We start from the raw sequence: 26,993 nt of genomic DNA on the forward strand, positions 1-26,993 counted from the left end.
CCCTGTGGAGGGCCAGTAACCGCCCGCAGCCGAGCGCCGCGACGGCGGGCTAGCGGGGCGGCGGGCCAGGAGCCGGGGCGGGCGGGAGGGCGGCCGCGTCCAAGGGCCCGGACACGACGACGGCCAGCACCCCGAGCCCCGTGTGCGCGGCGAGGACTGCCGGCATGGCGGAGACCACCACAGCGTCCGGGGCCATGCCCACCTCCGTTGCGAGGGCCTGAGCGAGCGATTCTGCCTCGGGCCGGTTGCCGAAGTAGTGCACGGCGAGGACTGCGGGCTCGTGGGCGGCCGCGCTGGCCACCGCGAGCTCCCGGAGCCGGGACACGGCGCGGGGCGCCGTGCGGACGCGCTCGAGCGGCACGATCAGCCCGTCGCGCAGGGTCAGGATCGGCTTGATCGAGAGGACCGTCCCCACGAGCGATGCGGCTGCCCCGATCCGGCCGCCGCGGCGCAGCTGCTCGAGGCTGGGCACATAGAAGAGGACCTCCGCCCCGGCCAGCCGCTCCTCGGCGGCCTGCCGCACCTCGGCGGGACCGGCAGCGGCCGCCGCGGAGAGCACCGCCGCCTGGACCGCGAAGCCGAGCGCCATGCCCGCGGTCTGCGAATCGACCACCTCGACGGGGATGCCCACGCGCGCCGAGGCGATCCGCGCGGCGTCGGCGGTCCCGGACAGCTTCCCGGAGAGGTGCAGCGAGAGGACCGCCTCGAAGCCTGCCTGCTCGAAGGCGCGGTAGGCCCGCTCGAACTGGCCCGGCGCGGGGCGCGAGGTGCGCACCTGCCGGCCCGCGGCGAGGGCGAGGCCCAGGGCCGTGTCGACGTCCTCGCCCTCGGTGAAGATCTCCTCGCCGGCCATGACCGGAAGGACCATGCAGGCGAAGCACCCCGCCCGCTCGAACTCCTCGGTCCAGGCGGGCGGCAGCGCGGCGGAGGAATCGGTGACGATCGCGACGCGGGGCCGCGGCGCCGGCGGGGCGGCCGGGGCAGGCCCCGGGCGGAGCCTGCCCCACCGCCGCCGCAGCCACGCGATCGCCGGAAGCTCCTGTGCCTGCCCCTCAGCCACGCGGAGTCATCCGTCAGGCGGGGACGACGTTGACCAGCTTGGGCGCCCGGACAACCACCGTCCGGATCCCGCGGCCGTCGAGGACCCGCTGGACATTCGGCGAGGCGAGCGCGAGCTCGCGCAGGTCCTCCTCCGAGATGTCCACGGCAACCTCGAGGCGGTCCCGCACCTTGCCCTGGACCTGGACGACGGCGGTCACGGTGTCCTCGACGAGGAGCGACGGGTCGTGCGCGGGCCAGGACGCGTTCGAGACCGACGGCTCGTGGCCCAGGGCCGCCCAGAGGTCCTCGGCGGTGTACGGGGCGAAGAGGCTGAGCATGACGGCCACGGTCTCGACCGCCTCGCGCACAGCGGGATCGGCGCCTCCGGGGCCGGAGTCGATCGCCTTGCGCGTGGCGTTGACGAGCTCCATGGCCTTGGCGACCACCACGTTGAACTTGTGTGCATCGAGCAGCTCGGTGGCGTCGGCGATCGTCCGGTGCGTCACGGCGCGCAGCGCGCGGTCGCCGGTGGCCGGGTCCGCTCCGGGGGCACTCGTGACGTCCTGTCCGAGGCGCCAGGCACGGGCGAGGAACTTCGCCGAGCCGGACGGGGAGACGTCGGCCCAGTCGACGTCGTCCTCCGGCGGGGACGCGAACACCATGGTGAGGCGGACGGCGTCGACCCCGAAGGTGTTCAGCTGCTCGCCGAGGTCCACGCCGTTGCCGAGGGACTTGCTCATGGCCTTGCCGCCGTTGAGCACCTGGCCCTGGTTCATCAGGGCCGCGAACGGCTCGTCCGCGTCGATCAGGCCCATGTCCTTCATGACCTTGGTGAAGAAGCGGCTGTACAGCAGGTGCAGGATGGCGTGCTCGACCCCGCCCACGTACTGCGCCACCGGCATCCAGCGCCGCGCGGCCTCGGGGTCGAACGGCCCCTCGGTGTAGTCGGGCGAGAGGTACCGCAGGTAGTACCAGGACGAGTCCACGAACGTGTCCATGGTGTCCGTGTCGCGCAGGGCGGCGCCGCCGCACGCGGGGCACGTGACGTTGACCCAGTCCTCGGCGGACGCGAGCGGAGAGGTGCCCTTGGGCGCGAGCTGCTCGCCGCGCAGGTTGTCCGGGAGCCGCACGGGCAGCTGGTCGTCCGGGACCGGGACCTCGCCGCACGCCGGGCAGTGGATGATCGGGATCGGTGCGCCCCAGAACCGCTGGCGGGACAGGAGCCAGTCGCGCAGCCGGTAGTTGACCGTGCCCTCGCCCGTGCCGGCCGCCTCGACCACCTCGATGGCCTTGGCGATGCCCTCGGCCTTCGACAGGCCGTCCAGCGGCCCGGAGTTGACGATCGTGCCCTCGCCGCTCGTGGCGACGCCGGTGGCCGCCGGGTCCTCCTCGCCGGTGTCGAGCACGGCCCGGACCGGCAGGCCGAAGGCCTTGGCGAAATCGAGGTCGCGCTGGTCGTGCGCCGGCACGGCCATGATCGCGCCCGTGCCGTAGTCGGCGAGCACGTAGTCGGCGGCCCACACGGGCAGCTTCTCGCCGCTGAGGGGATTCACGGCGTAGCGGCCGAGGAAGACGCCGGTCTTCTCGCGGTCGGTGTTCTGCCGCTCGATCTCGCTCAGCGCCTTGACCCGGTCCTGGTAGTCCGCGAGCGCCTGCGCCTGCTCCGGCGCCACGAGCTCGCCGGCGAGCTCGGCGTCGGCCGCGACGACGAAGAAGGTGGCCCCGTAGAGCGTGTCGGGGCGGGTCGTGAAGACGGTGACCTCGCGCTCGGGGCGTGCGTCGGTCGCCTCGATGGCGAACCGCACGTGGGCGCCCTCGGACCGGCCGATCCAGTTGCGCTGCATGGCCAGCACGCGCTCGGGCCAGTGACCCTCCAGCTCGGCCATGTCCTCGAGCAGCCGGTCGGCGTAGTCGGTGATCTTGAAGTACCACTGGTTGAGGGACTTCTTCGTCACGGGGGTGCCGCAGCGCTCGCACGCGCCGTTGACGACCTGCTCGTTCGCCAGGACGGTCTGGTCCTTGGGGCACCAGTTCACCGGGTGGTTCTTGCGGTAGGCGAGGCCGCGCTCGTAGAAGCGCAGGAACAGCCACTGCGTCCACCGGTAGTACTCCGGGTCCGAGGTGTGCAGGCGGCGCGACCAGTCGAGGCTGAGCGCGTACCGCTTGAAGGAGGCGGCCTGCGTCTCGATGTTCTTGTACGTCCACTCGGCCGGGTGGGTGTTGCGCTTGATGGCGGCGTTCTCGGCGGGCAGGCCGAAGGAGTCCCAGCCGATGGGGTGCAGCACGTCGTAGCCCTTGAGGCGCCAGTAGCGCGCCACGACGTCGCCCATCGCGAAGGCCTCGGCGTGGCCCATGTGGAGGTCGCCGGACGGGTACGGGAACATGTCGAGCACGTAGCGGCGCTCGCGGCTGCCGTCGTCCTTGGGGGTGAACACCCCCAGCTCGTCCCACACCGCGGGCCACTTGGCCTCGATCGCGGCGAAGCTGTATGCCGCCCCTGCCGACTGTTCAGCGACCTGCTCTTCGCTCACCGTATCTCTCTCCACGTCTCTCTTCGTCCAGGCGTCCGCCTGCTTCCTTCCCCTGACACACAAAAGCCCCTCGCACAGGGAGGGGCGGCCGCTTGCTGTCGGGACACCGGGGGCCCGCGCTGCAAGCGGCTATCGAAGCAGGAGGACGCCGCGCATGGAAGCCATGCTACCGCAGGCGCGGCGCACGACGGCGGGTGGCCGCCGTGCGCCGCGCGCAGGGTGCCGCCGGGCTACTTCACGTCGGCATCCACCCAGTCCATCGACTTGGACACGGCCTTCTTCCACAGCCGCATCTGGCGGTCGCGCTCGGCCGAGTCCATCTGCGGGCTCCAGCGCTTGTCCTCGCCCCAGTTCGCCGAGCACTCGCCGAGGTCCTTCCAGTACCCGACGGCGAGGCCGGCGGCGTACGCGGCGCCGAGGGCGGTGGTCTCGATGACCTTGGGCCGCACCACGTCCACGCCGAGGATGTCCGCCTGGAACTGCATGAGCGCGTCGTTGGCGACCATGCCGCCGTCGACCTTGAGCTCGGCCAGGGGGACGCCGGAGTCGGCGTTGACGGCGTCGAGCACCTCGCGCGTCTGGAAGGCGGTCGCCTCGAGCGCAGCGCGGGCGATGTGGCCCTTGTTGACGTACCGGGTCAGGCCCACGATGGCGCCGCGGGCGTCCGGGCGCCAGTACGGCGCGAAGAGGCCCGAGAACGCGGGCACGATGTACACCCCGCCGTTGTCCTCGACCGTCTTGGCCAGCGTCTCGACCTCGGGGGCGCTGCCGATCATCCCGAGGTTGTCGCGCAGCCACTGGATGAGCGAGCCGGTGACCGCGATCGAGCCCTCGAGGGCGTAGTGCGGGGCCGCGTCGCCGAGCTTGTAGCCGACCGTGGTGAGCAGGCCGTTCTTCGAGTGGACGATCTCCTCGCCCGTGTTGAAGATCAGGAAGCTGCCCGTGCCGTAGGTGCTCTTCGCCTCGCCGGTGTCGAACGCCGCCTGGCCGAACGTGGCCGCCTGCTGGTCGCCCAGGATGCCCGCGACCGGCGTCTCCCGCAGCAGCTGCGAGCCGTGCACCGTGCCGTAGGTCTCGGAGGAGGACTTGATCGCCGGCATCATCGACGCCGGCACCCCGAACGCGTCGAGGATCTCCTGGTCCCAGGAGAGGGTCTCGAGGTCCATGAACATCGTCCGGGAGGCGTTCGTGACGTCGGTGGCGTGCACGCCGCCGTCGGTGCCGCCCGTGAGGTTCCACAGGACCCAGGCGTCCGTGTTGCCGAAGAGGAGGTCTCCGGCCTCGGCCTTGGCGCGGGCTCCATCGACGTTGTCGAGGATCCACTTGATCTTCGTGCCCGAGAAGTAGGTGGCCAGGGGCAGGCCGACCTTCTGCTTGAAACGCTCGACGCCGCCGTCCTTGGCGAGTTCGTCGACGATGCTCTGGGTGCGGGTGTCCTGCCACACGATCGCGTTGTAGACGGGCTCGCCCGTGTTCTTGTCCCAGACCACCGCGGTCTCGCGCTGGTTGGTGATGCCGACGGCGGCGATGTCGTGGCGGGTGAGGTTCGCCTTCGAGAGCGCCTGGCCGATCACCTCGCGGGTGTTGCCCCAGATCTCCTTCGGGTCGTGTTCGACCCAGCCCGCTTGGGGGAAGATCTGCTCGTGCTCGAGCTGGCCGGTCGAGACGATCGAGCCGGAGTGGTCGAAGACGATGGCCCGGGTGCTCGTGGTCCCCTGGTCGATCGCGATGACGAACTGCTGTGCGCTCTGCGCCTGATCAGACATTCATGGCTCCTTTGGATGAGTCTGCAGTGACGGGTGCTGGGGACTTGCTACTTCGCGACGACCGCGAAGATGTCCGGGAGGACGCGGGCGAAGAGCCCGGCGAGGGCGCCGCCGATCAGGGGCCCGGCCACGGGGACCCACGCATAGGCCCAGTCGCTCGAGCCCTTGCCCTTGATCGGCAGGACGGCGTGGGCGATGCGGGGGCCCAGGTCGCGGGCCGGGTTGATGGCGTACCCGGTCGGGCCGCCGAGCGAGACGCCGATGCCGACCACGAGCAGGGCCACGGCGAGCGGACCGAGCCCCGAGGGGGTCCCTCCGAAGGCGAGGATCACCTCGACGAGCACGAAGGTGCCGATGATCTCGGTGATGAGGTTCCAGCCGTTGCTGCGGATGGCCGGGCCGGTGGAGAAGGTGCCGAGCTTGTTGGCCGGGTCTTCCTCGTGGTCGAAGTGCTGCTTGTAGGCAAGCCAGCACACCACCGCGCCGAGGAACGCGCCGAACAGCTCGCCGCCGAAGTAGGTCAGGGTCGAGGCGACGTCGACCTTGACACCTGGGGCGTACTCGCCCTTGCCGTTGAGCAGCAGGCCGAGGGTGACGGCGGGGTTCAGGTGCGCGCCCGACTTCGCCGCGATGTAGACGCCGGAGAACACGGCGATTCCCCATCCCCACGTCACCATCAGGAAGCCGCCGGCATTCCCCTTCGTGCCCCTCAGCGCGACGTTCGCGACGACGCCGCACCCGAGGAGGGTGAGCATCCCGGTGCCGAGCACTTCGGACAAGAAGACGATCCCTAGAGACATCTTTGACTCCTTGCAGTATTCAGGTGTTGCCCCGGGCCGGCCGGCCCGGGGCATGGTGCGATGCGCCTCAGGCGACCAGGTGGTCGACCTCCACGCGGTGGCGGTCGGCCAGCGTGGCCACGGCCCGCTCGACCTCCCGCCGGGTGTGCTGCGCGTCCCAGCCGAGGAACCGGGCGCAGTGTCCGGCCACCTCGTCGATGAGCTCGGCCGTCACCAGTCCCCGGAAGGCCAGAGAGGTCCGGCGGATCAGGATGTCGATGGCGTGCCCCACCTGCTCGTGCAGCGCCATCCACTCGAGCTCGCGGACGCTCAGCTCCTTGGTGCTCTGGAGCAGACTGTCCTCCCCACCGCGGAGGAATTCAATGACTTCCGAAGCACGCGTTCCGTACCGGGCGAGGAGGACCTCGGCGCGGGCCGCGTCGATCCCCTCGCCGGTGTGGGCCTTGAGCCAGCGCTCTGTCGCCTCGGGCGTCGACGGGAAGCCCTGCCCGCCCCCGATCGGCAGCTCGCCGGTGCTGACCTTCCGGGTGCGCCCGATCAGGCCGAGGACCTCGTTCGCGAGGTGCTCGGAGAGCGCACGGAAGGTGGTCCACTTCCCGCCCACGAGGCTCAGCATCGTCTGCCCGGAGCCGCCCGGCAGGGGTGCTCGCTCGATCCGGTAGTCGCGCGAGACGAACCCCGGTGCGGTGTCGTCGTGCCGCGGGAGCGGGCGGACGCCGGAGAACGTGTAGACGATGCTGTTCCTGCCCACCTCGATGGTGGGGAAGACGTGGTGGATGAGGTCGAAGAAGTAGGCGATCTCCTCGTCGGTGCACGTGGGCGTGAGGTCGTCGCCCGCGTCGATGTCGGTGGTGCCCACGAGGACGCGGTCCCCCATCGGGTAGATCAGGACGATGCGGCCATCGCTGTGCTCGAAGAAGATCTCGCGTCCGGCGCAGGCCGCCAGGAGCTCAGGATGGTCGAGGACGATGTGCGAGCCCTTCGTACCGCCCATGAACTTCGTCGGGGCGCCGACGGAGCCGTTGGTCGCGTCGACCCAGGCACCGGTGGTGTTGACCACCACGTCTGCAGTGAAGTCGAACTCCTCGCCGGTGAGCTCATCGCGGAGCCGCACCGCCGCGCCGTCGTGCGCCGAACCGGCCGAGCGCCTGGTGAGGCCGACCGCCGAGACGTAGTTGGTGGCGCGCGCGTGGGCGCCGGCGGCGAGGCCGTCGCGCAGGACGTCGAGGGTGAGCCGCTCGGGGTTGTGCACCGAGGCGTCGAAGTAGGTGGCCGTGTACTTCAGGTCCGGCCGCAGGCGCGGGAGCTCCGCGAGGGCCTTCTTCCGGCCGAGGAACCGGTGGCGCGGCACCGTGCCGCCGTTGCGCGAGAAGGCGTCGTAGAGGCTCAGCCCGAGCTTGATCAGGACGGCGCCACGCTCCTGCGGCTTCCCCGAGCGGTGGGTGAGGAAGCGCAGCGGGGCGTTCAGGATGCCCGAGAAGGTGGAGAAGATCGGGATCGTGGTCTGCAGCGGCTTGACGTAGTGCGGGGCGATCCGCAGGAGCCGGTTGCGCTCGACCACGGACTCGTTGACGAGCCGGAACTCGCCGTTCTCGAGGTAGCGGATGCCGCCGTGGATCATGTGCGAGGACGCACCGGAGGCGCCGTCGCAGTAGTCGCCGCGCTCCACCAGCGCCACGTCGACGCCCTGGAGGGCAAGATCGCGGAAAGTGCCGACGCCGTTGATGCCGCCGCCGATGATCAGGACCTTCGCGTGGGGCGCGGCCTTGAGCGATGCGACGCCTGCTCGGGGGGTGGGCTGGGCGTGGTGGGGATTCTGGGGCACGTGGACCTCCTTGGCCTAGGTTGTGCGTGGCGCTCCCGCTATTCTTGGAAGGGCTGCGAAAGAAGTTCAAGCAGTCTGCACAAACGTGCAGAAAGGACCGCCGTGGGACCCTCCGATACCGATCCGCACCGGGCGTCTGTGAGACAAAGCTCACCCGGGACCATTTCCCGGCGGCACCAGGACGCTCTCCTCGCTGCTCGCCTGTACTACCTGCAGGACCTCACGATGGACGGCATCGCGCGCCAGCTGCGCACCTCCCGCTCGACCGTGTCGCGCCTGCTCACGCTGGCCCGGGAGTCTGGGCTCGTCCAGATCCAGATCCACAGCCCGATCGATTCGGCCGTGGAGCTCGAGACAGCGGTGGCCGAGCAGTTCGGCATGGCGCCGTCCTCGGTCCACGTGGTCCCGCAGGTCGAGAACCTCAACGAGGCGGAGACCTTGGACCGCGTCGCGATGTACGCGGCCCGGACGCTGACCCCCTTCGTCTCGTCGAGGACCGTCATCGGGATCGCCTGGGGCTCGACGCTGAGCGCCATGAGCCGCTACCTCAACCGCAAGCCCACCCACGGGACGACCGTGGTCCAGCTCAACGGCGCCGCCAACACCCAGACGATGGGACTCGGCTACGCGAGCGAGATCATGCGGCGCTTCGGAAGGGCCTTCGACGCCGACGTCGAGGAGTTCCCGGTGCCCGCGTTCTTCGACCGGCCCGAGACCAAGGACTGGATGTGGCGCGAGCGCAGCGTCCGCCGCGTCCTCGCCGTCCAGGAGCGCATGTCGCTCGCGGTCTTCGGCGTCGGCTCGGTCGGCGCCGAAGTGCCCAGCCACGTGTACTCCGGCGGCTACCTCGACCGCGACGACCTCGAGTCCCTCGCCGCTGAGGGCGTGGTGGGCGACGTGGCGACGGTCTTCTTCCGGGCGGACGGGTCTTCCGACGGGATCGGCCTCAACGCCCGCGCCACGGGCCCGGACTTCGCGGCACTGCGCAGGGTCCCCCGGCGGCTGTGCATCGTCTCCGGGCCGTCGAAGGCGGAGGCGCTGCGCGGTGCCCTCAACGCGCGTCTGGTCACCGACCTCATCGTGGACGAGGCGACCGGCCGGGCCCTGCTGACCGAGCACGCCTAGTGCGGCTGCCGGACGGTCGGCTGCTCCGGCCGGGCACGCCGGTAGGGTGGAGACCATGATCGCCTCCCCCACGGTCCCCCTTGCCCGCGGCGTGGCCATCCCCCAGCTCGGGTTCGGCCTGTACAAGGTGCCGCCCGAGGATGCGGAGCGGCTCGCGGGCGACGCCATCGCGGCCGGGTACCGGAGCCTCGACACGGCGGCCATGTACGGCAACGAGGCGGGCGTGGGCCGCGCCGTCCGCCGGGCGATGTCCGACGACGCCCCCTCCGGCCGCCTCGACCGCACCGAGCTGTTCGTCACCACGAAGATCTGGAACACGGACCAGGGGTACGACGCCGCCCTGCGGGCCTTCGACCGCAGCCAGGCCGAACTCGGGCTGGATGTGGTGGACCTGTGCCTCATCCACTGGCCGTGCCCGCGCCGGGACCTGTACGTCGACACGTATCGCGCGCTGATCCGGCTGCGCGAGGACGGAAGGGTCCGCGCTGTCGGCGTGAGCAACTTCCAGCCCGAGCACCTGCGCCGCCTCGTCGACGCGACCGGCGAGGCGCCTGCCGTGAACCAGGTCGAGCTCCACCCGTGGCTGCAGCAGCGCGAGCTGCGCGCGCTCCACGCTGAGCTCGGCATTGCCACCGAGGCCTGGTCCCCGCTCGCGCGCGGGCACATCCTCGAGGACCCGGTGCTGCGCGGGATCGCCGAGGCGCACGGCGTGAGCGTGGCCCAGGCGGTGATCCGCTGGCACCTCGAGGAGGGGACGATCGTGATCCCGAAGGCGAGCAGCCCGCAGCGCATCCGCGAGAACGCGGACGTGTTCGGCTTCGCGCTCGCCGACGGCGAACGGGAGCGGATCGCCGGCCTCGACCGGGGCTTCCGCAGCGGCTCCCACCCCGATGACGTCAACTGAGAAGGACATGACCCCCATGACGCTGGCCGCAGAGCCGTTCCTGTCCCAGCAGCTGGCAGCGCGGGAGCGCCTCGATACCGTCGACGTCGCGGGCGCGCCCACGGCGGTCTTCACCTATGAGCCGGTCAGCCGGCCGGCGACACCGCCGAGCGCCGACGCACCGACCGTCCTCGCGGTCCATGGCTTCCGCGGCACGCACCACGGACTGCTGCGGATCGTCGATGCCCTCCCCGACGTGCGGTTCGTCATGCCGGACCTGCCCGGCTTCGGCGCCTCCGGCGTCCTGGCCGGCGAGCATTCGATCGACGGCTACGTCCGCTGGCTCGCCTTCCTCGCCGACGGGCTCGCCCTCGGGCCGGACACGGTGCTGCTGGGGCACTCCTTCGGGTCCATCGTCGCGGCGCACTTCATGGCACGGCACCCGGGCCGCTTCGAGCGGCTCGTCCTGGTCAATCCGATCTCGGCACCGGCCCTCGAGGGGCCCCAGGCCGTCCTCAGCCGGCTCGCCGAGTTCTACTACTGGGGCGCCGCCGCCCTCCCGGCCCGACCGGGCACCGCCCTGCTGCGCAGCCGCGCTGTGGTGCGCCTCATGAGCGAGGCCATGGCGAAGACCCGCGACGCCGGCCTGCGGGCCTTCGTCCACGGGCAGCACCGCGAGCACTTCAGCGAGTTCGCCACGCGGTCCTCGCTGCTGGAGTCGTTCCGGGCCTCGATCTCCCACGACGCGGCGGAGGTCGCGGACCAGCTGCACCTTCCGGTGCTGCTCGTGGCGGGCGAGCGGGACGAGATCGCCGCACTGCCGGATGTGCGGCGCTTCCACGCCCGGCTGGCCGATTCGCGCCTGACCGTGGTCCCCGGGGTCGGACATCTCATCCACTACGAGACGCCCGGTCCGGCGGCGGCCGCGATCGCCGACTTCATCTCCGAGAGGACGGCATGAGGATCCTCATCGACGCCCGCTTCACGCGCACGGACCAGCACGACGGCATCAGCCGGTTCGGCGCGAGCCTCATCGAGGCAGTGGCGCGCCGGGCCGACGTCGCCATGCTCATCAGCGACGACCGGCAGCTAGCACTCCTGCCGCCCGTGCCCCACGTCAAGGTGACGAGCCCGCTGTCTCCCCGCGAGCTGTTCATCGCCGCCCAGGTCAACCGGCTCCGGCCCGACGTCGTGTTCTGCCCCATGCAGACGATGGGCTCGTGGGGGCGGCGCTACCCGCTCATCCTCACCCTGCACGACCTCATCTACTACGAGCACCCCGAGCCGCCCGGGTTCCTCCCCGCGCCCGTACGCGTGCTGTGGCGCCTGTACCACCGCGCGTACTGGCCCCAGCGGGTGCTGCTGAACCGGGCCGACGTGGTCGCCACCGTGAGCCACACGACCCGCTGGCTCATGTCCGAGAAGCGTCTCACCCGCCGCCCCGTCCGGATCGTCGGCAACGCCCCGCAGGGCGGCCGCGAGCCGAGGCCTGCGGCGGCCGGCGCCGAGAAGACCCTGCTGTACATGGGGTCCTTCATGCCGTACAAGAACGTCGAGACGGTGATCGCGGGCATGGGGCATCTCGCGGACTACGAGCTGCACCTCCTCTCGCGGATCTCACCCGCCCGGCGCGCCGAGCTCGAGTCCCTCGTCCCGGCCGGGGCCCGCGTCGTCTTCCACGGCGGCGTGTCGGAGGAGGACTACGAGGCGCTCCTGAGGCGCACCACTGCGCTGGTGAGCCTGTCCCGCTCCGAGGGCTACGGGCTGCCCCTCGTCGAGGCGATGAGCCTCGGGACGCCCGTGGTCGCGAGCGACATCCCGATCTTCCGCGAGGTCGGCGGCGCGGGGGCGTCCTACGTCGACCCTGACTCGCCCGCCGACTTCGCCGCCGCCGTCCGCGCGCTCGAGGCCCCCGGCGCCTGGGAGGCGGCGTCCGCCGAGGCCCGTGCCCAGGCCGCGACGTTCAGCTGGGACGCGTCCGCCGAGGCGCTGCTCGCCGCCGCCCGCGAGGCCATCAACTCCCACGCACGGCGCAGCCGGCGCCGCTGATCCCCTGCGGCACGTCCGCGCCCCGCGGGGCGCGGGCCGGGCCGCTCACAGCAGATCGCTCACAGCAGGTCGGGGGCGTCGAGGCGGAGGGTCACCGGGCCGCCGGAGCGCCGCACGGCGAGGGAGATCCGTGCCGCGTGCAGGCCGCGGGCCACGGCCGGACCCGCGGCGATCGGGAAGAAGGCGAGGGCCTGCGCCGGTTCGCCCGGGACGGGCCCCACGAGGCGCACCCCCGCCAGCGACGTCACGTCCCGCGCGACGTCGAGGAACGCCTCGACGTCGCCCATGGCACCGGTGACCGCCGCGGTGCGCACCGCCGGCGGCAGCGACAGCTCGCGCCGCAGGGCTAGCTCCCGTGAGGCGAACCCCGCCGGATCCCAGCGCACGAGGGCGGCCAGCGCCTCGCTCTCCCCTGCGGTGATGACCACCCGGCCGCCGGCCGAGGCCGGGCGCACGAGCGCGGCCGCATTGAGCCACCGGCGGAGGGCCTCCTCGGGCGCGCGCAGGCTCTCCCGGCGCAGGAGCGCCTCCCCGTCGAGGAGGAGCGCGGCGGCGTAGCCCTCGGGCGCCAGGGGCTCGGCCCCGACCGTGGCCACGACGAGGGCCGGCGACCCCGGGACCTCGGACTTGACCGAGTCGCCGGCCGAGGTGACCACGACCGCTCCGGGGAAGGCCCGGCCGAGCTCCTCGGCCGTGCGCAGGGCGCCGATCGCGGTGCGCCTGAAGGCGTGGGCTCCGCAGACACGGCAGGAGAAGGCGAGCTCGGGTGTCCCGCACCACCGGCAGGCCACGAGGCGCTCGCGGCCCGAGGGCTGCTCGGCGAGCGGCCCGGAACAGTGCCGGCACCGCGCCGGCTCGCGGCAGCGCTCGCAGGCGAGCGACGGGGCGTAGCCCGCCCGGGCCACCTGCACGAGCACCGGGCCCTCGGCGAGGGCCTCGCGGGCCGCCTGCCAGGCCGCGTGCGGCAGCCGCGCGACGCGGGCGAGCGGGTCGCGCGCGGATTCGATGCTGTCCGCCGTGCTCGTGATCCGGGGCGTGGAGGCGCGCAGCGCCGCCCTGCCCGGAGCGATGCGCTGCAGCCAGCCCGACTCGACCAGTCGCTGGGCCTCGACCGAGACGGCGTGGCCCGCGAGCAGCGCCGCGCAGCCGGCCTGGTCGGCGCGCAGGAGCAGGACCTCGCGGGCGTGGAAGTAGGGCGCCCGCGGCTCGAGGTACAGGTCGTCGCCGTCGTCCCAGCAGACCACGAGCCCGAGGTCCTGCACGGGGGCGAACACGGCCCCGCGGGTCCCCACCGCGATCCGCGCCCTGCCGGTGAGGAGCTCGAGGAAGGCCCGGGATCGGGCGCTGGGGCCGTCCTCCGCCGAGAGCCTCACGGCCGGATCGCCGGGGAGCGCTGCCTGGAGCGCCGCGTGCACCCGGTCGAGGTCCCGCCGGTCGGGGACCACCACGAGGGCCCCCCGCCCCGAGGAGCGTGCGGCCGCCACGGCGGCGGCGATGGTGTGCGGCCACGCGGCGGGCCCGTAGCCATGGGCGGTCTGCAGGACCGCCCGCGGGCTCCCGCCGGCAGCCACGTGGCGCAGGAACGCGCTGCCGGGGTTCAGCTCGCTCCAGCCGGCGTCGGCGCGCGGCGCGGCCGGCGGCTCGGGGGCGGCCGGGGCGGGCTTCCCGGCCCGCGCGGCGAACTCGGCCTCGACCTTGACGGCCCGCGGCGGGACGGCGAAGCGCAGGACATCGCCGAGGGCGCCGCCCCACCGCTCGGCGACGGCGGAGGCGAGCTCGGCGATCTCGGGAGCCAGGACGGGCAGCGGCGAGAGCACGGCGCCCAGCGGCGAGAGCCGCACCCCGGCGTCGGACGAATCGCGCCGTTCGAGCAGGAACCCGACATGCTCGCGGCCGGCGATGCGGACCTTGACGCGCACGCCCGGCGTGGCTGCGCTGTCCAGCTCCTCCGTCACGAGGTAGTCGAAGAGCCGGTCCAGCTGGGGCAGTGGGGACTCGACGCACACGCGCGCCACCGGCAGCTCACGCGCCGGCCGCGGACCGGGCGGGGCCTGCTCGGGCAGCGGGAAGCCGGACAGCAGCGACGGCTGGACGGGCTCGGCGGGCTGCTGGCTCGCGCTCATCGCCCGCGCCTGACGCGGCTCACGCCCCGAAGAAGTCCTTCAGATCCTGGACGCGGTCCAGCCGCTCCCAAGTGAAGTCCGGCTCCTCGCGGCCGAAGTGACCATGGGCGGCGGTCTTGGCGTAGATGGGGCGCTTGAGGTCGAGCGCCTCGATGATGGCCCGTGGCCGCAGGTCGAAGACCTCGCTCACGGCCGCGCTGATGCGCAGCGGGTCCACGCTCTCGGTGCCGAACGTCTCGACATAGATCCCCACGGGGCGGGCCTGCCCGATCGCGTAGGCCACCTGGATCTCGGCGCGCCGCGCGAGGCCTGCGGCGACGACGTTCTTCGCGACCCAGCGCATCGCGTACGCGGCGGAGCGGTCCACCTTCGACGGGTCCTTGCCGGAGAAGGCCCCGCCGCCGTGGCGCGCGAACCCGCCGTAGGTGTCGACGATGATCTTGCGGCCGGTCAGGCCGGCGTCTCCGACGGGGCCGCCGATGATGAAGGCGCCGGCGGGGTTGAGGATGCTGCGAACGTGGTCCGATTCGAGCTCGGCCAGGGCCAGGACAGGCTTGACGACGTGGTCCGCGAGGTCGGCGCGCAGGGTGGCGAGGTCGGTGCCCTCGGCGTGCTGGCTCGAGATGACGATGGTCTCGACGCTCACGGGGCGGTCGCCGTCGTAGCCCACGGTCGCCTGGGTCTTGCCGTCGGGCCGCAGGTACGCGAGCTCGCCGTTCTTGCGCACCTCGGTCAGGCGCTCGGAGAGGCGGTGGGCGAGCCAGATCGGCGTGGGCATGTAGGTGGCCGTCTCATCCGAGGCATAGCCGAACATGATGCCCTGGTCGCCGGCACCCTGGAGGTCGTACTCGTCCTCCATCGTGCCCTCGCGGGACTCGAGGGAGTTGAACACGCCGTCGAAGATGTCGGAGGACTGCTGGCCGATCGAGACCGACACGCCGCACCGCGCGCCGTCGAAGCCGTTGGCCGAGGAGTCGTAGCCGATCCCGAGGATGGTGTTGCGCACGATCTGCGGAATCTCGACGTACGCGTCCGTCGTGACCTCGCCCGCGACGTGGACCAGGCCGGTGGTGGCCATCGTCTCCACCGCGACCTTGGACTCCGGATCGGCCGCGAGGAGCGCGTCGAGGATGGAGTCGCTGATCTGGTCGCAGATCTTGTCGGGATGCCCCTCGGTCACGGATTCGGAGGTGAAGAGGCGCAGGGCAGTGGTGCCGGAATCGGGAGCGTGGGTCACTGGTCCACTCTACTGGGTCGTGCGGGCGGCGAGCTCACGGGTGATCCGGCGCACGACGGCGGCAGCCACCTCGTCCTTGCTGCCCGCCGCGTGCTCGGGCTCGCCGTCGCGGGCGAGGATGAGCACAGAATTGCTGTCCCGGCCGAAGACGCGCTCCGACCCCGTCGCGTCGGCGCCGACCTCGTTCAGGACGAGCAGCTCGCACCCCTTGCGGGCGAGCTTCGCCCTGCCGTAGTCGAGGGCGCTCGAGGTGTCGTCGCCGGTCTCCGCGGCGAAGCCCACGATCAGCTGGCCGGGCTCGGCGTCGTTCCGCCGCTGCACGAGCTCCACCAGGACGTCGGGGTTGCGGACGAGGGTGATGACGGGATCGGCGGCGTCATCGCGCTTCTTGATCTTGCTGGCCTGCGGCTCGGAGGGGCGGAAGTCGGCCACGGCGGCGGCCATGATGACGACGTCGGCGCCCGGGGCCTCGGCGAGCATGGCCTCGCGCAGGTCGAGCGCAGAGCCCACGCTGACGACCCGGGCGCCTTGGGGCGCCGGGACGTCCATGTGGGCGGCGACCAGGGTGACGTCGGCGCCCGCCTCCGCGGCCGCGCGCGCGAGGGCGGCGCCCTGCTTGCCGGAGGAGCGGTTGCCGAGGAAGCGCACGGGGTCGAGGGGCTCGCGGGTGCCGCCCGCGGAGACCAGGACGCGGCGGCCTGCCAGCGGCCGGGAGGGGCGGCCGGCGTCGTCCTGCGAGGCTTCGCCCACGAGGGCGAGGGCGGCGCCGAAGATCTCCTCCGGCTCCGGGAGCCGGCCGGGGCCCGAGTCCGCGCCCGTGAGGCGCCCGGAGGCGGGGTCGAGGACGTTCACCCCCCGCTCGCGCAGGAGCGCCACGTTGGCCTGGGTGGCAGGATGCTGCCACATCTCGGTGTGCATGGCCGGCGCGAGCAGCACCGGGCAGTGGGCCATGAGGAGCGTGGTGGTCAGGAGGTCGTCGGCGTGGCCGCCCGCGGCGCGGGCGAGCAGGTCAGCGGTCGCGGGAGCCACGACCACCAGATCGGCCTCGTGGCCGAGGCGCACATGGTTGACGGTCTCGACGGCCTCGAAGACGTCGGTGCGGACCGGCTTGCCCGAGAGGGCCTCCCACGTCGCCTTGCCGACGAAGCTGAGCGCGGCCTCGGTGGGCACCGCCGTGACGTCGTGCCCGGCCTCGGTGAACAGCCGCAGCAGCAGGGCCGCCTTGTACGCGGCGATCCCGCCGCCGACCCCCAGGACCACGCGCACGCAGCCGACCTCCTCCTGGCTCCCGGCCCCTACTGGTCCTCGGACTCCGCGGGGGCCTCTTCCTCGGCGGCGGGGGTTGCGACGAGGAGACCCTCGTTGATCTCGCGCAGGGCGATGGAGAGCGGCTTCTCATTCAGGCGGGTGTCGACGAGGGGGCCGACGTACTCGAAGAGGCCCTCGTGCAGCTGGGCGTAGTAGGCGTTGATCTGCCGGGCACGCTTCGCGCCGAAGATCACGAGGCCGTACTTGGAGTCGGACTTCGTGAGGAGGTCGTCGATCGGCGGGTTGATGATGCCTTCGGGGGTCGAGGACACAGTTGGTCTCCAATGCTCTTTCTTAGCGGATGGCCGGCGCGCTAGCGCGACGCGGGCCGGGCGTGCGGCGTCAGTCCCATGAGTGACACAAGCTCATCTGCCGCGCGCTTCACGTCGTCGTTGACGACGGTGACGTCGAACTCGGGCTCGGCAGCGAGCTCTATTTTAGCCGTTTCGAGCCGGCGCTGCTGTTCCTCGGCCGTTTCGGTGCCGCGGCCGCGCAGGCGGCGCACCATTTCGTCCCAGCTCGGAGGGGCCAGGAACACGAACTGCGCGTCCGGCATCGCTGCCTTCACCTGCCGCGCGCCCTGGAGGTCGATCTCGAGCAGGACGTGCTTCCCGGCGGCGATCGCCTCCTGGACGGTGCGGCGCAGCGTGCCGTAGCGGTTCTGCCCGTGGACCACGGCCCACTCGAGGAACGCACCCTCGGCGACGAGCCGCTCGAACTCGGTGGGGCCCACGAAGTAGTAGTGCACCCCGTCGACCTCGCCCTCGCGCGGGGCCCGGGTCGTGGCCGACACCGAGAGCCACACCTCCGGATAGGTGTCCCGGATGTAGGTCGAGACCGTGCCCTTGCCCACAGCGGTGGGTCCCGCGAGGACGGTCAGCCCGCCGTGCCCGGCCTCGGTTGCGGCCGTCTGGCCCTGTGCGTGCTCCACGCTGTCCCTTCGTCAGAGCCCGGGGCGCCCCGGGCATGCTTCAGCCTGCCAGAAAATCTACCAGCGCCCGCCGCTGGTGGACGCCGAGGCCCCTGAGGCGGCGGCTCGGAGCGATGCCGAGTGTGGCGAGGATCGCCCGGGCGCGCACCGGTCCGATGCCGCGGAGGGACTCGAGCATCTCGGTGACCCTCAGCCGTGCGAGCGCCTCGTCGTGGTCCGCCTGGGCGAGGAGCTCCTCGACGGTCAGCTCACCCGACTGGAGCGCTGCCTTGGCGCGCGAACGGGTCCCGCGCGCCTCGACCGCCTTCCCCAGCGCCGCGCGCCTCTCCTCGGGTGTCAGGGGTTCCAAGGCCACTGCGCCGCCTCCGTGCTCGCCCGGATCGCTCGGGAGCCCGCGGCCACAGCGGCACGCGGACTCCCCTAGAACGTAGACCGGCGCGACTCAGCCCCGCAAGCCCTCGAGGGTCCGCTCCGCACGGGCACGCACTCCCTGCGGCCCGGGGCCGCCCGCGAGGATGTCCCTGCTGGACGTCCCCAGCACCCGGGTGTAGGCGGGCCCGAAGGTCTCCTTCAGGACTGCGGGGGTGGCTCCCTGGGCGCCGAGGCCCGGGGCGAGGATCGGGCCGCCCATCGCGGCCAGGTCGAGGCCGAGGCGGCCGATGGCGTCCCCGACCGTGGCGCCCACCACGAGGCCCACGGAGCCGTGGCCCCGTTCAGCGCCCGCGTACCGGCGGTTCTCCGCGGCCGCGGCATCCACGATGCGGCGGGCCACGGAGGCCTCGCCGCCCACGTGCTGGACCGAGGCGCCCTCGGGGTTGGAGGTCAGCGCGAGCACGAACACGCCGCGGCCGGTCTCCGCGGCGGTGTCGAGCGCGGGACGCAGCGACTCGAACCCGAGGTACGGGCTGAGGGTGACGGCATCCGCCGCGAGCGGGGACCCCTCCCCCAGCCAGGCCTCGGCGTACGCCGCCATGGTGGAGCCGATGTCCCCGCGCTTCGCGTCGGCGATCGTGAGCAGTCCGGCGTCGGCCGACGCCGCGAGGAGCTCCTCGAGCGCCGCGATCCCGGCAGAGCCGTGACGCTCGTAGAGGGCGACCTGCGGCTTGAGCGCCGCAGCGACGTCGGCGACCCCCTCGAGGACCGCGGCCGAGAAGCGGCGGAGGCCCTCGGCGTCGTCCGTCAGCCCCCAGGCGGCCAGCAGCGACGGGTGCGGGTCGACCCCGACGCACAGCGGGCCCCTGGCGGCCATGGCCCCGGCGAGCCGCTCGCCGAAGGGCGCGCGGCTCGCCGGGAGGCCGGCGGGCTCAGGCACGGGCCGGCTCCGCGGCCAGCTCGGCCGACGCAGCCGACGCGCCGCGGACCGAGGCGGCGTGCTCCTGCAGGCTCGTGACGTCCCACTCGAAGCTGCGCATGGCCTCGATCGCGAGGACCGCGAAGTTGAACTCCGCGACCGTCGTGATGCAGGGCTTGCCCACCGACGTGGCGGCGGCCCGGATCTCGTAGCCGTCGCCGCGCGCGGCGCCGCCGGAGGGCGTGTTGAAGACCATGTCGACCTTGCCGTCGTTGACCAGGTCCACGATCGTGCCCTCGCCGCCGTCGCTGACCTTGCGCACCACGGTGGCGCTGATGCCGTTGCGGTTGAGCACGGCGGCGGTGCCGCCCGTGGAGAGGATCTCGAAGCCGAGGTCGGAGAGCTTCTTCACCGCCATGATGATCGAGCGCTTGTCCCGGTTTGCCACCGAGACGAACACCCGGCCCGAGGTCGGCAGCGAGCTGTTCGCCGCGGCCTGGCTCTTGGCGAACGCCGTGTCGAAGTGCTTGTCGATGCCCATGACCTCGCCGGTGGAGCGCATCTCCGGACCGAGCAGGCTGTCCACGACCGTGCCCTCGGGCGTGCGGAAGCGGCTGAACGGGAGCACGGCCTCCTTCACGGCCACGGGCGCGCTCTCGGGCAGCACCGCGCCGTCGCCGGTCTCGGGCAGCATCCGGTACGCGCTGCGCAGCTGCTTGATCGTCACGCCCGTGCCGATGAGCGCGGCGGCCTTGGCGAGCTGGACGCCGGTGGCCTTCGAGACGAACGGCACGGTGCGGGAGGCGCGCGGGTTGGCCTCGAGCACGTAGAGGACGTCCGCGGCGAGGGCGAACTGGATGTTGATGAGCCCGCGGACGCCGACGCCCTCGGCGATCGCCTCGGTGGCGGCCCGGACGCGCTCGGCCACGTCGGTGCCGAGGGTGACCGGCGGCAGCACGCACGCGGAGTCGCCGGAGTGGATGCCGGCCTCCTCGATGTGCTCCATGATCCCGCCCAGGTACAGGTCGGTGCCGTCGTAGAGGGCGTCGACGTCGATCTCGATCGCGTCCTCGAGGAAGCGGTCGATCAGGACCGGGTGGTCCGGGGTGATCTCGGTCGCGTTGTCGATGTAGCGGCGCAGGTTGGGCTCGTCGTAGACGATCTCCATGCCGCGGCCGCCGAGCACGTACGAGGGCCGCACGAGGACCGGGTAGCCGATCTCGTCCGCGATGCGCCGCGCCTCCTCGAAGGAGACGGCGGTGCCGTTCTTCGGCGCGACGAGGCCGGCGTCGTCGAGCACCTTGGCGAACGCGCCGCGGTGCTCGGCGAGGTCGATCGCCTCGGGCGAGGTGCCGAGGATCGGCACGCCCGCGTCGGCGAGCTGCTGGGCCAGCTTGAGGGGCGTCTGGCCGCCGAGCTGGACGAACACCCCGATGACGCCGCCCGTGCGCTCCTCTGCGGCGATGACCTCGAGCACGTCCTCGAGCGTGAGCGGCTCGAAGTACAGGCGCGTGGAGATGTCGTAGTCGGTGGAGACGGTCTCGGGGTTGCAGTTGACCATGACGGTCTCGTAGCCGGCCTTGCGCAGCGCCATGGTGGCGTGGACGCACGAGTAGTCGAACTCGATGCCCTGGCCGATCCGGTTGGGGCCGGAGCCGAGGATGATGATGGAGGGCTTCTTGTGGAGCTCGACCTCGTCCTCCTCGTCGTAGGACGAGTAGTGGTACGGGGTGTACGCGGCGAACTCGGCCGCGCACGTGTCCACGGTCTTGTACACCGGGCGGACCCCGAGCGCCTGGCGGACGCCGCGGACCACGGCCTCCGAGGAGTGGGTCAGCGCCGCGATCTGCTCGTCCGAGAAGCCGTGGCGCTTGGCGAGCCGGAGCACCTCCTCGGTGAGCGCCGGGGCGGCCTTGATCTCCGCCGCGATCTCGTTCAGGAGGACGAGCTGGTCGAGGAACCAGGGATCGATCTTCGTCGCCTCGAACAGCTCCTCGACGGTCGCGCCGCCGAGGAGGGCACGCTGCACCTGGGCGAGGCGCTGCGTGGTGGGGCGCTTGGCCTGCTCGACGAGGTCGGCGACCTCGTAGTCCGGGACCGGCGAGAAGTCGAGCTGGGCGCCCTTCTGCTCGAGGGAACGCAGCGCCTTCTGCAGGGCCTCGGTGAAGTTGCGGCCGAGGGCCATCGCCTCGCCGACGCTCTTCATGGTCGTGGTGAGGGTCGGGTCGGCGGCGGGGAACTTCTCGAACGCGAAGCGCGGCACCTTGACGACCACGTAGTCGAGCGTCGGCTCGAAGCTGGCCGGCGTCTTCTGGGTGATGTCGTTCGGGATCTCGTCGAGCGTGTACCCGAGGGAGAGCTTCGTGGCGATCTTGGCGATCGCGAAGCCGGTGGCCTTGGAGGCCAGGGCGGAGGAGCGGGAGACGCGCGGGTTCATCTCGATCACGACGACGCGGCCGGTGGCGGGGTCGACCGCGAACTGGATGTTGCAGCCGCCCGTGTCCACGCCGACCTCGCGGATGACGGCGATCGCGACGTCGCGCAGCTTCTGGTACTCGCGGTCGGTGAGCGTCAGTGCCGGGGCGACGGTGATGGAGTCTCCGGTGTGCACGCCGACGGGGTCGAAGTTCTCGATCGAGCACACGACCACGACGTTGTCGTTCTTGTCGCGCATCATCTCGAGCTCGTACTCCTTCCAGCCGAGGATGCTCTCCTCGAGGAGCACCTCGGTGGTCGGGCTGTACTGGAGGCCGGCGCCGGCGATGCGGTGCAGGTCCTCCTCGTTGTAGGCCATGCCGGAGCCGAGGCCGCCCATCGTGAAGGAGGGGCGGACCACGACGGGGTAGCCGAGGTCCTCGACGGCGGTGAGCGCCTCGTCCATGGTGTGGACGATGTGGCTGCGGGCGCTCTCCGCGCCGCAGCGCTCGACGACGCCCTTGAACTTCTCGCGGTCCTCGCCGAGCTCGATCGCGTCGACGTTCGCGCCGATGAGCTCGACGCCGTACTTCTCGAGCACGCCGTTCTTGTCGAGCGCGATCGCCGTGTTGAGGGCGGTCTGTCCGCCGAGGGTCGGCAGGACCGCGTCCGGGCGCTCCTTGGCGATGATCTTCTCCACGACGTCCGGGGTGATGGGCTCGACATAGGTCGCGTCCGCGAGCTCCGGGTCGGTCATGATCGTGGCCGGGTTCGAGTTGACGAGGATGACCCGCAGGCCCTCCTCCTTGAGCACCCGGATGGCCTGCGTGCCGGAGTAGTCGAACTCTGCGGCCTGGCCGATCACGATCGGGCCGGAGCCGATGACCAGGACGCTCTTCAGGTCTGTGCGCTTGGGCATTACTTCTTCGCTTCCTCGGTCTCAGGGGTCTTGGTGCTCGCGGACGACGACTCCATCAGGTCGATGAAGCGGTCGAACAGGTACGCGGCGTCGTGCGGGCCGGCCGCGGCCTCGGGGTGGTACTGGACGGAGAACGCCGGGATGTCGAGGCACGCGAGGCCCTCGACGACCTGGTCGTTGAGGCTGACGTGGGAGACCTCGACGCGGCCGTAGCGCTCCTCCGGCGCGGCGGTCGCGCCCTCGAGCGGGGCGTCGACGGCGAAGCCGTGGTTCTGGCTCGTGATCTCGACCTTGCCGGTGCGGCGGTCCATGACGGGCTGGTTGATCCCGCGGTGGCCGTAGCGCAGCTTGTACGTCCCGAAGCCGAGGGCCCGGCCGAGGATCTGGTTGCCGAAGCAGATGCCGAAGTAGGGCAGCTTCTCATCGAGCACCGAGCGCAGCAGGCGCACCTGGGCGTCCGCCGTGGCCGGGTCGCCCGGGCCGTTGGACATGAAGAAGCCGTCGGGGCCGACGGCCCGCACGTCCTCGATGGTCGCGGTGGCGGGGAGCACGTGCACCCGGACTCCCCGCTCGGCGAAGCGGTGGGGGGTCATGGCCTTGATGCCGAGGTCGATGGCCGCGATCGTGAAGCGGGGCTCGCCCTCCCAGCCGTGCTCGGCCGGCTCGACCGTGTAGGCGGTGTCCACGCTGACCTCCTCGGCCAGGCGGGCTCCCTCCATGGGCGCGCTCGCGCGCACGGCCTCCAGCAGCTCCTGGTCGGGGCGGCGCGCGGCGTCGCCGGAGAAGATGGCGGCGCGCATCGTCTTGTGCTCGCGCAGGTGGCGGGTGATCGCGCGCGTGTCGACACCCTGGATGCCGACGATTCCCTGGGCCTCGAGCTCCTCGTCCAGGCTGCGCTCGCTGCGCCAGTTGGACGGTCGGCGCGCGGGGTCGCGGACCACGTAGCCGGCGACCCAGATGCGGCGGGACTCGGCGTCCTCGCTGTTCACTCCCGTGTTGCCGATGTGCGGCGCGGTCTGGACGACGATCTGCCGCGCGTAGGACGGATCGGTGATCGTCTCCTGGTACCCGGTCATGCCGGTCGCGAAGACGGCCTCGCCGAGGGTGGTTCCGACGGCGCCGTAGCTGTGGCCGCGGAACGTCGTCCCGTCCTCGAGCACGAGGACGGCGGGCTGCCGCGTCCTGGTGCCCTGCGCCGGGCCGCCTGCGGCTGCCGCTGTCCCTGCCTCTGGCACGCTGGTGGCGTTCTCAGTCACTGCTCACTCTTTCCCTGACCCGCGGCGCGTCCGGCCGCGGAACCCATCACATTCTCGATTGCCGCCACGAGGGCGTTCTTCTCTTCGGCGTAGCGGGGGCGGAACCCCGTCTCGACGGCGGTCTCCCCGAGGAGCCAGCCGACGACGACGAGGCCGTCCTTCTCGACGAACTTCCCGGCCATCCCGGAGGCGAGGCCCACATCCTGCAGGTCCTCCCGCGGGATGAAGACGGCTCTGGCGCCCGACCGGTCGAACGCCACGCCGCCGTCGAGGACCACGGCGTCCGCCCCTGTCCGCACTCCGAGGCCGTGGGCCGCCACGCGGTCGAGCCAGTCCCCCGCCGTGGTCGTGACGACATACTGGCCGCTGCATCGGTAGCGCTCGGCGCCGGCGTCCGCCGGGACCGGACGGGGCGCCGGGATCCCGGACTGCCGTCTGAGCCGGCCGCGCCATCCGAGCCACATGAGGCCGGCGAGGACCACGGCCAGGGCGAGCATCGCCAGGCCCGGTCCCAGGCGGTCCATCAGCGCTCCCCTGCGTGGGCGCCGGCGAACGCGGGGTGCGGGGCGTTGAGCACGCCGTCGAGCACCGTCGGATGGCCCGCGTAGAAGGTCGCCATGACCCGTCCGGGCAGCTCGCGGCCCGCGAAGGGCGAGTTGCGGCCCTTGGTGGCCTGGGCAGCCGGGTCCACCGTCCACCGGGCGGCCGGGTCCACGAGGACCAGGTGCGCGGGCTCGCCCTCGGCGAGCGGACGGCCGTGGTCGCTGTCCCGTCCGATCCTCGCGGGTGCCTCGGACATCGCGCGTGCCACGTCCCGCCAGCCCATGAGGCCGGTCTCGACCATCGCCAGCTGGACCACCGAGAGCGCCGTCTCGAGGCCCGTCATCCCCATGGCCGCCTGCACCCACTCGCACTCCTTGTGCTCGCTCGGGTGGGGGGCGTGGTCGGTCCCGACGACGTCGATGGTGCCGTCGGCGAGGGCCGCGCGGAGCGCCTCGACGTCGTCGTGCGTCCGCAGCGGCGGATTGACCTTGTACACCGGATCGTAGGTGCGCACGAGCTCGTCGGTGAGCACCAGGTGGTGCGGGGTGACCTCCGCCGTCACGTCGATGCCGCGGGCCTTGGCCCAGCGGATGATCTCGACCGACCCGGCGGTGGAGACGTGGCACACGTGCAGGCGCGAGCCCACGTGCTGGGCGAGGAGGACGTCGCGGGCGATGATGCTCTCCTCCGCCACCGCGGGCCAGCCCGGGAGGCCGAGGACCGAGGACACGGCGCCCTCGTTCATCTGCGCGCCCGCGGTGAGCCGCGGTTCCTGCGCGTGCTGGGCGACGACGCCGTCGAAGGCCTTGACGTACTCGAGGGCACGGCGCATGAGGACCGGGTCATGGACGCACATGCCGTCGTCGGAGAACATCCGCACGGCCGCGGCGGACTCGGCCATGGCGCCGAGCTCCGCGAGCCGCTCGCCCTTCAGGCCCACGGTCACGGCCCCGACGGGACGCACGTCCGCCCAGCCGGCGCGGCGTCCGAGGTGTGCGACCTGCTCGACCACGCCCGCGGTGTCGGCGACCGGATTCGAGTTGGCCATCGCGTGCACGGCCGTGTAGCCGCCCAGGGCGGCGGCCTTCGATCCCGTCTCGACGGTCTCGGCGTCCTCGCGGCCCGGCTCGCGCAGGTGCGTGTGGACGTCCACGAGCCCGGGCAGCGCGACCAGGCCGTCGGCGTCGACCACGGTGGCGCCGGAGGCGTCGAGTCCGGACCCGACCCCGGCGATCACGCCGTCGGCGATGAGGAGGTCGGCGGAGGTCTCGCCGTACAGGGAGGCGCCCCGGACGAGGTAGCGCGGCGAAGCCGTCATGAGGCTGTCTCCTTCAGCTCGGGGGCGGCCGCGGCGTGCCCCGCGGATCCGCCGGACATCAGCAGGTAGAGCACGGCCATGCGCACGGAGACACCGTTCGCGACCTGCTTGAGGACCTGGGACCGCTCGGAGTCCGCGGCGGCCGAGGAGATCTCGAGCCCTCGGACCATCGGCCCCGGGTGCAGGATGACGGTGTCCTTCAGGCCCAGCTCCGACAGGCGGGCGAACCGCTCGTCGCCGAGGCCCCAGCGGCGGGAGTATTCGCCCGTGGAGGGGAAGTAGGAGGCGTTCATCCGCTCGGCCTGGACGCGCAGCATCATGATGGCATCCGGGCGCGAGGCGATGGCCTCGTCGAGGTCATAGGTGACCTCGCACGGCCACCCGTCGACACCGATCGGCAGGAGCGTCGGCGGCGCGACGAGCGTCACGTGCGCCCCGAGGGTGGCCAGCAGCCACACGTCCGAGCGGGCCACGCGGGAGTGCAGGATGTCGCCGACGATCAGGACGCGCGCGCCTGCGAGGTCGCCCCCCGCGGACGGCGTGCCCGAGAGGCGGGAGAGGTGGCGCCGCAGCGTGAACGCGTCGAGGAGTGCCTGGGTCGGGTGCTCGTGGGTCCCGTCGCCCGCGTTGACCACCGCCGCGCTGATCCAGTCGGTCACGGCGAGCCGGTGGGCGGCGCCTGAGGCGGAGTGGCGGAGGACGACCGCGTCGGCGCCGATGGCCTCGAGCGTCTGGGCGGTGTCCTTGAGGGACTCCCCCTTCGAGACGGACGAGCCCTTCGCGGCGAAGTTGATCACGTCTGCGGAGAGCCGCTTGGCGGCGGCCTCGAAGGAGATGCGTGTGCGGGTCGAGTCCTCGAAGAACAGGTTCACCACGGTGCGTCCGCGCAGGGCGGGCAGCTTCTTGACCTCGCGGGAGTTGACCGTGCTCATCTCCTCGGCGGTGTCCAGGATGCGGATCGCGTCCTCGGCCGAGAGGTCCTTCGTCGAGAGCAGGTGCTTCATCCGTGTGCCGCCTCCTCGGGGCCCTCGATGGCCACGAGGTCCTCGGGGAAGCCGGAGCCGGCGTCGACCTCGGCGAGGCGCACGCGCACCTTCTCGGCGCGGGAGGTGGGCAGGTTCTTGCCGACATGGTCGGCGCGGATCGGCAGCTCGCGGTGGCCGCGGTCGACGAGCACCGCCAGGCGCACCGAGCGGGGCCGGCCGAGGTCGACGAGGGCATCGAGGGCGGCGCGGATGGTGCGGCCGGAGAACAGCACGTCGTCGACGAGCACGACCACCTTGTCGTCGATCCCCCCGGCAGGAAGGATCGTGCGGGCCGGCGGGCGGGTGGGCTGCCGCGAGAGGTCGTCGCGGAACATCGTGATGTCGAGCTGGCCGACGACGGCGGCCGGGTCCACCGCGGGATCGGCGGCGGCGAGCTTCGCCGCGAGCCGGACGGCGAGAGGATAGCCCCGGCGCGGGATGCCGAGGAGGACGATCCCTTCGGGGCCGCGGTTGGCTTCGAGGATCTCGTGCGCGATGCGCGTCAGCGCGCGGTCGATGTCGCCCCCTGAGAGGACAACCCGGCCGGCACTCACGCTGCGCTCTTCTGCAGAGGCAGGTGCCACAGCAGACCCCTTTCCCCGCCTCA

The 26,993-nt window shown here is 72.3% G+C and carries 22 protein-coding genes; 4 read left to right on the forward strand and 18 right to left on the reverse strand.

All coding sequences use genetic code 11. The features are described from left to right. Window positions 1–49: 49 nt before the first annotated feature. The 5 genes from ACVWWH_RS08205 to ACVWWH_RS08225 all read right to left on the reverse strand — a co-directional run bounded on the left by ACVWWH_RS08205 (window position 50) and on the right by ACVWWH_RS08225 (window position 7,963). The gene (locus ACVWWH_RS08205; RefSeq protein WP_457316228.1) at window positions 50–1,060 is read right to left on the reverse strand and encodes a DegV family protein; all 1,011 of its coding nucleotides are present in this window, start codon (window positions 1,058–1,060) and stop codon (window positions 50–52) included. A 13-nt stretch (window positions 1,061–1,073) separates the two neighbouring features. Continuing rightward, the gene (gene leuS / locus ACVWWH_RS08210; protein ID WP_457316229.1) at window positions 1,074–3,587 is read right to left on the reverse strand and encodes a leucine--tRNA ligase; all 2,514 of its coding nucleotides are present in this window, start codon (window positions 3,585–3,587) and stop codon (window positions 1,074–1,076) included. A gap of 215 nt (window positions 3,588–3,802) precedes the next feature. Beyond that, a complete protein-coding gene (gene glpK, locus ACVWWH_RS08215; protein ID WP_457316230.1) occupies window positions 3,803–5,338 on the reverse strand; it encodes a glycerol kinase GlpK in 1,536 nt (511 codons plus the stop codon). A gap of 47 nt (window positions 5,339–5,385) precedes the next feature. Next, window positions 5,386–6,138, reverse strand: coding sequence for an MIP/aquaporin family protein (locus ACVWWH_RS08220; RefSeq protein ID WP_457316231.1), 753 nt, complete (start codon window positions 6,136–6,138; stop codon window positions 5,386–5,388). Between the two features lie 67 nt (window positions 6,139–6,205). Next, on the reverse strand, window positions 6,206–7,963 hold the full coding sequence (locus ACVWWH_RS08225) for a glycerol-3-phosphate dehydrogenase/oxidase (RefSeq protein ID WP_457316232.1): 1,758 nt from the start codon (window positions 7,961–7,963) through the stop codon (window positions 6,206–6,208). 225 nt (window positions 7,964–8,188) lie between these two features. Here ACVWWH_RS08225 and ACVWWH_RS08230 point away from each other — a divergent pair, with 225 nt between their 5' ends. Genes ACVWWH_RS08230 through ACVWWH_RS08245 form a run of 4 tightly spaced genes read left to right on the forward strand, consistent with a single transcriptional unit; the run spans window position 8,189 to window position 12,020 of the window. Then, a complete protein-coding gene (locus ACVWWH_RS08230; RefSeq protein ID WP_084249448.1) occupies window positions 8,189–9,088 on the forward strand; it encodes a sugar-binding transcriptional regulator in 900 nt (299 codons plus the stop codon). Window positions 9,089–9,143: 55 nt separating this feature from the next. Beyond that, window positions 9,144–9,992, forward strand: coding sequence for an aldo/keto reductase (locus tag ACVWWH_RS08235; RefSeq protein ID WP_457316233.1), 849 nt, complete (start codon window positions 9,144–9,146; stop codon window positions 9,990–9,992). A 16-nt stretch (window positions 9,993–10,008) separates the two neighbouring features. Then, window positions 10,009–10,932, forward strand: a complete 924-nt coding sequence (locus ACVWWH_RS08240) for an alpha/beta fold hydrolase (protein WP_457316234.1) — start codon at window positions 10,009–10,011, stop codon at window positions 10,930–10,932. Further along, entirely contained in the window at window positions 10,929–12,020 is a 1,092-nt protein-coding gene (locus tag ACVWWH_RS08245; RefSeq protein WP_457316235.1) for a glycosyltransferase family 4 protein, read from the forward strand. Before ACVWWH_RS08240 ends, ACVWWH_RS08245 begins: the two co-directional genes overlap by 4 nt. 59 nt (window positions 12,021–12,079) lie before the next feature. Here ACVWWH_RS08245 and ACVWWH_RS08250 read toward each other — a convergent pair whose 3' ends face one another. From ACVWWH_RS08250 to pyrR, 13 genes are all read right to left on the reverse strand, one after another. Beyond that, window positions 12,080–14,143 carry a primosomal protein N' family DNA-binding protein gene (locus ACVWWH_RS08250; RefSeq protein ID WP_457316236.1) on the reverse strand — a complete coding sequence of 688 codons (2,064 nt, stop codon included), beginning with the start codon at window positions 14,141–14,143 and terminating at the stop codon, window positions 12,080–12,082. 19 nt (window positions 14,144–14,162) lie between these two features. Beyond that, entirely contained in the window at window positions 14,163–15,380 is a 1,218-nt protein-coding gene (metK, locus tag ACVWWH_RS08255) for a methionine adenosyltransferase (protein ID WP_066497898.1), read from the reverse strand. A 9-nt stretch (window positions 15,381–15,389) separates the two neighbouring features. After that, complete coding sequence (gene coaBC / locus ACVWWH_RS08260) at window positions 15,390–16,646, reverse strand: bifunctional phosphopantothenoylcysteine decarboxylase/phosphopantothenate--cysteine ligase CoaBC (RefSeq protein ID WP_457316237.1); 1,257 nt, start codon at window positions 16,644–16,646, stop codon at window positions 15,390–15,392. A 29-nt stretch (window positions 16,647–16,675) separates the two neighbouring features. After that, window positions 16,676–16,960, reverse strand: coding sequence for a DNA-directed RNA polymerase subunit omega (rpoZ, locus tag ACVWWH_RS08265; protein ID WP_066497902.1), 285 nt, complete (start codon window positions 16,958–16,960; stop codon window positions 16,676–16,678). 41 nt (window positions 16,961–17,001) lie between these two features. Continuing rightward, window positions 17,002–17,619 carry a guanylate kinase gene (gmk, locus tag ACVWWH_RS08270; RefSeq protein WP_447418939.1) on the reverse strand — a complete coding sequence of 206 codons (618 nt, stop codon included), beginning with the start codon at window positions 17,617–17,619 and terminating at the stop codon, window positions 17,002–17,004. Window positions 17,620–17,659: 40 nt separating this feature from the next. Further along, entirely contained in the window at window positions 17,660–17,974 is a 315-nt protein-coding gene (gene mihF, locus ACVWWH_RS08275) for an integration host factor, actinobacterial type (RefSeq protein ID WP_457316238.1), read from the reverse strand. 87 nt (window positions 17,975–18,061) lie between these two features. Next, the gene (gene pyrF, locus ACVWWH_RS08280; RefSeq protein ID WP_457316239.1) at window positions 18,062–18,931 is read right to left on the reverse strand and encodes an orotidine-5'-phosphate decarboxylase; all 870 of its coding nucleotides are present in this window, start codon (window positions 18,929–18,931) and stop codon (window positions 18,062–18,064) included. Further along, window positions 18,924–22,244 carry a carbamoyl-phosphate synthase large subunit gene (gene carB / locus ACVWWH_RS08285; protein WP_457316240.1) on the reverse strand — a complete coding sequence of 1,107 codons (3,321 nt, stop codon included), beginning with the start codon at window positions 22,242–22,244 and terminating at the stop codon, window positions 18,924–18,926. Before carB ends, pyrF begins: the two co-directional genes overlap by 8 nt. After that, window positions 22,244–23,479: a glutamine-hydrolyzing carbamoyl-phosphate synthase small subunit gene (carA, locus tag ACVWWH_RS08290; RefSeq protein WP_457316279.1), complete on the reverse strand. Its 1,236-nt coding sequence runs from the start codon at window positions 23,477–23,479 to the stop codon at window positions 22,244–22,246. The genes carB and carA overlap by 1 nt, the downstream gene beginning before the upstream one ends. Before the next feature lie 17 nt (window positions 23,480–23,496). Beyond that, window positions 23,497–24,024, reverse strand: a complete 528-nt coding sequence (locus ACVWWH_RS08295) for a PH-like domain-containing protein (RefSeq protein ID WP_457316241.1) — start codon at window positions 24,022–24,024, stop codon at window positions 23,497–23,499. Continuing rightward, window positions 24,024–25,361: a dihydroorotase gene (locus tag ACVWWH_RS08300; RefSeq protein ID WP_457316242.1), complete on the reverse strand. Its 1,338-nt coding sequence runs from the start codon at window positions 25,359–25,361 to the stop codon at window positions 24,024–24,026. The genes ACVWWH_RS08295 and ACVWWH_RS08300 overlap by 1 nt, the downstream gene beginning before the upstream one ends. Next, the gene (locus tag ACVWWH_RS08305; RefSeq protein WP_457316243.1) at window positions 25,358–26,365 is read right to left on the reverse strand and encodes an aspartate carbamoyltransferase catalytic subunit; all 1,008 of its coding nucleotides are present in this window, start codon (window positions 26,363–26,365) and stop codon (window positions 25,358–25,360) included. Before ACVWWH_RS08305 ends, ACVWWH_RS08300 begins: the two co-directional genes overlap by 4 nt. After that, complete coding sequence (pyrR, locus tag ACVWWH_RS08310) at window positions 26,362–26,970, reverse strand: bifunctional pyr operon transcriptional regulator/uracil phosphoribosyltransferase PyrR (protein ID WP_457316244.1); 609 nt, start codon at window positions 26,968–26,970, stop codon at window positions 26,362–26,364. Before pyrR ends, ACVWWH_RS08305 begins: the two co-directional genes overlap by 4 nt. Window positions 26,971–26,993 lie beyond the last annotated feature (23 nt).

This window comes from Sinomonas sp. RB5 (genome assembly GCF_054063535.1).

Excerpts from the sequence above, each read along its gene's own strand:
- glpK (WP_457316230.1), bottom strand. The coding sequence starts at position 5,338 with ATGTCTGATCAGGCGCAGAGCGCACAGCAGTTCGTCATCGCGATCGAC.
- ACVWWH_RS08240 (WP_457316234.1), top strand. The coding sequence starts at position 10,009 with ATGACGCTGGCCGCAGAGCCGTTCCTGTCCCAGCAGCTGGCAGCGCGG.
- ACVWWH_RS08300 (WP_457316242.1), bottom strand. The coding sequence starts at position 25,361 with ATGACGGCTTCGCCGCGCTACCTCGTCCGGGGCGCCTCCCTGTACGGC.
- ACVWWH_RS08250 (WP_457316236.1), bottom strand. The coding sequence starts at position 14,143 with ATGAGCGCGAGCCAGCAGCCCGCCGAGCCCGTCCAGCCGTCGCTGCTG.
- ACVWWH_RS08230 (WP_084249448.1), top strand. The coding sequence starts at position 8,189 with ATGGACGGCATCGCGCGCCAGCTGCGCACCTCCCGCTCGACCGTGTCG.
- ACVWWH_RS08305 (WP_457316243.1), bottom strand. The coding sequence starts at position 26,365 with ATGAAGCACCTGCTCTCGACGAAGGACCTCTCGGCCGAGGACGCGATC.
- carB (WP_457316240.1), bottom strand. The coding sequence starts at position 22,244 with ATGCCCAAGCGCACAGACCTGAAGAGCGTCCTGGTCATCGGCTCCGGC.
- ACVWWH_RS08220 (WP_457316231.1), bottom strand. The coding sequence starts at position 6,138 with ATGTCTCTAGGGATCGTCTTCTTGTCCGAAGTGCTCGGCACCGGGATG.
- ACVWWH_RS08235 (WP_457316233.1), top strand. The coding sequence starts at position 9,144 with ATGATCGCCTCCCCCACGGTCCCCCTTGCCCGCGGCGTGGCCATCCCC.
- ACVWWH_RS08295 (WP_457316241.1), bottom strand. The coding sequence starts at position 24,024 with ATGGACCGCCTGGGACCGGGCCTGGCGATGCTCGCCCTGGCCGTGGTC.
- ACVWWH_RS08245 (WP_457316235.1), top strand. The coding sequence starts at position 10,929 with ATGAGGATCCTCATCGACGCCCGCTTCACGCGCACGGACCAGCACGAC.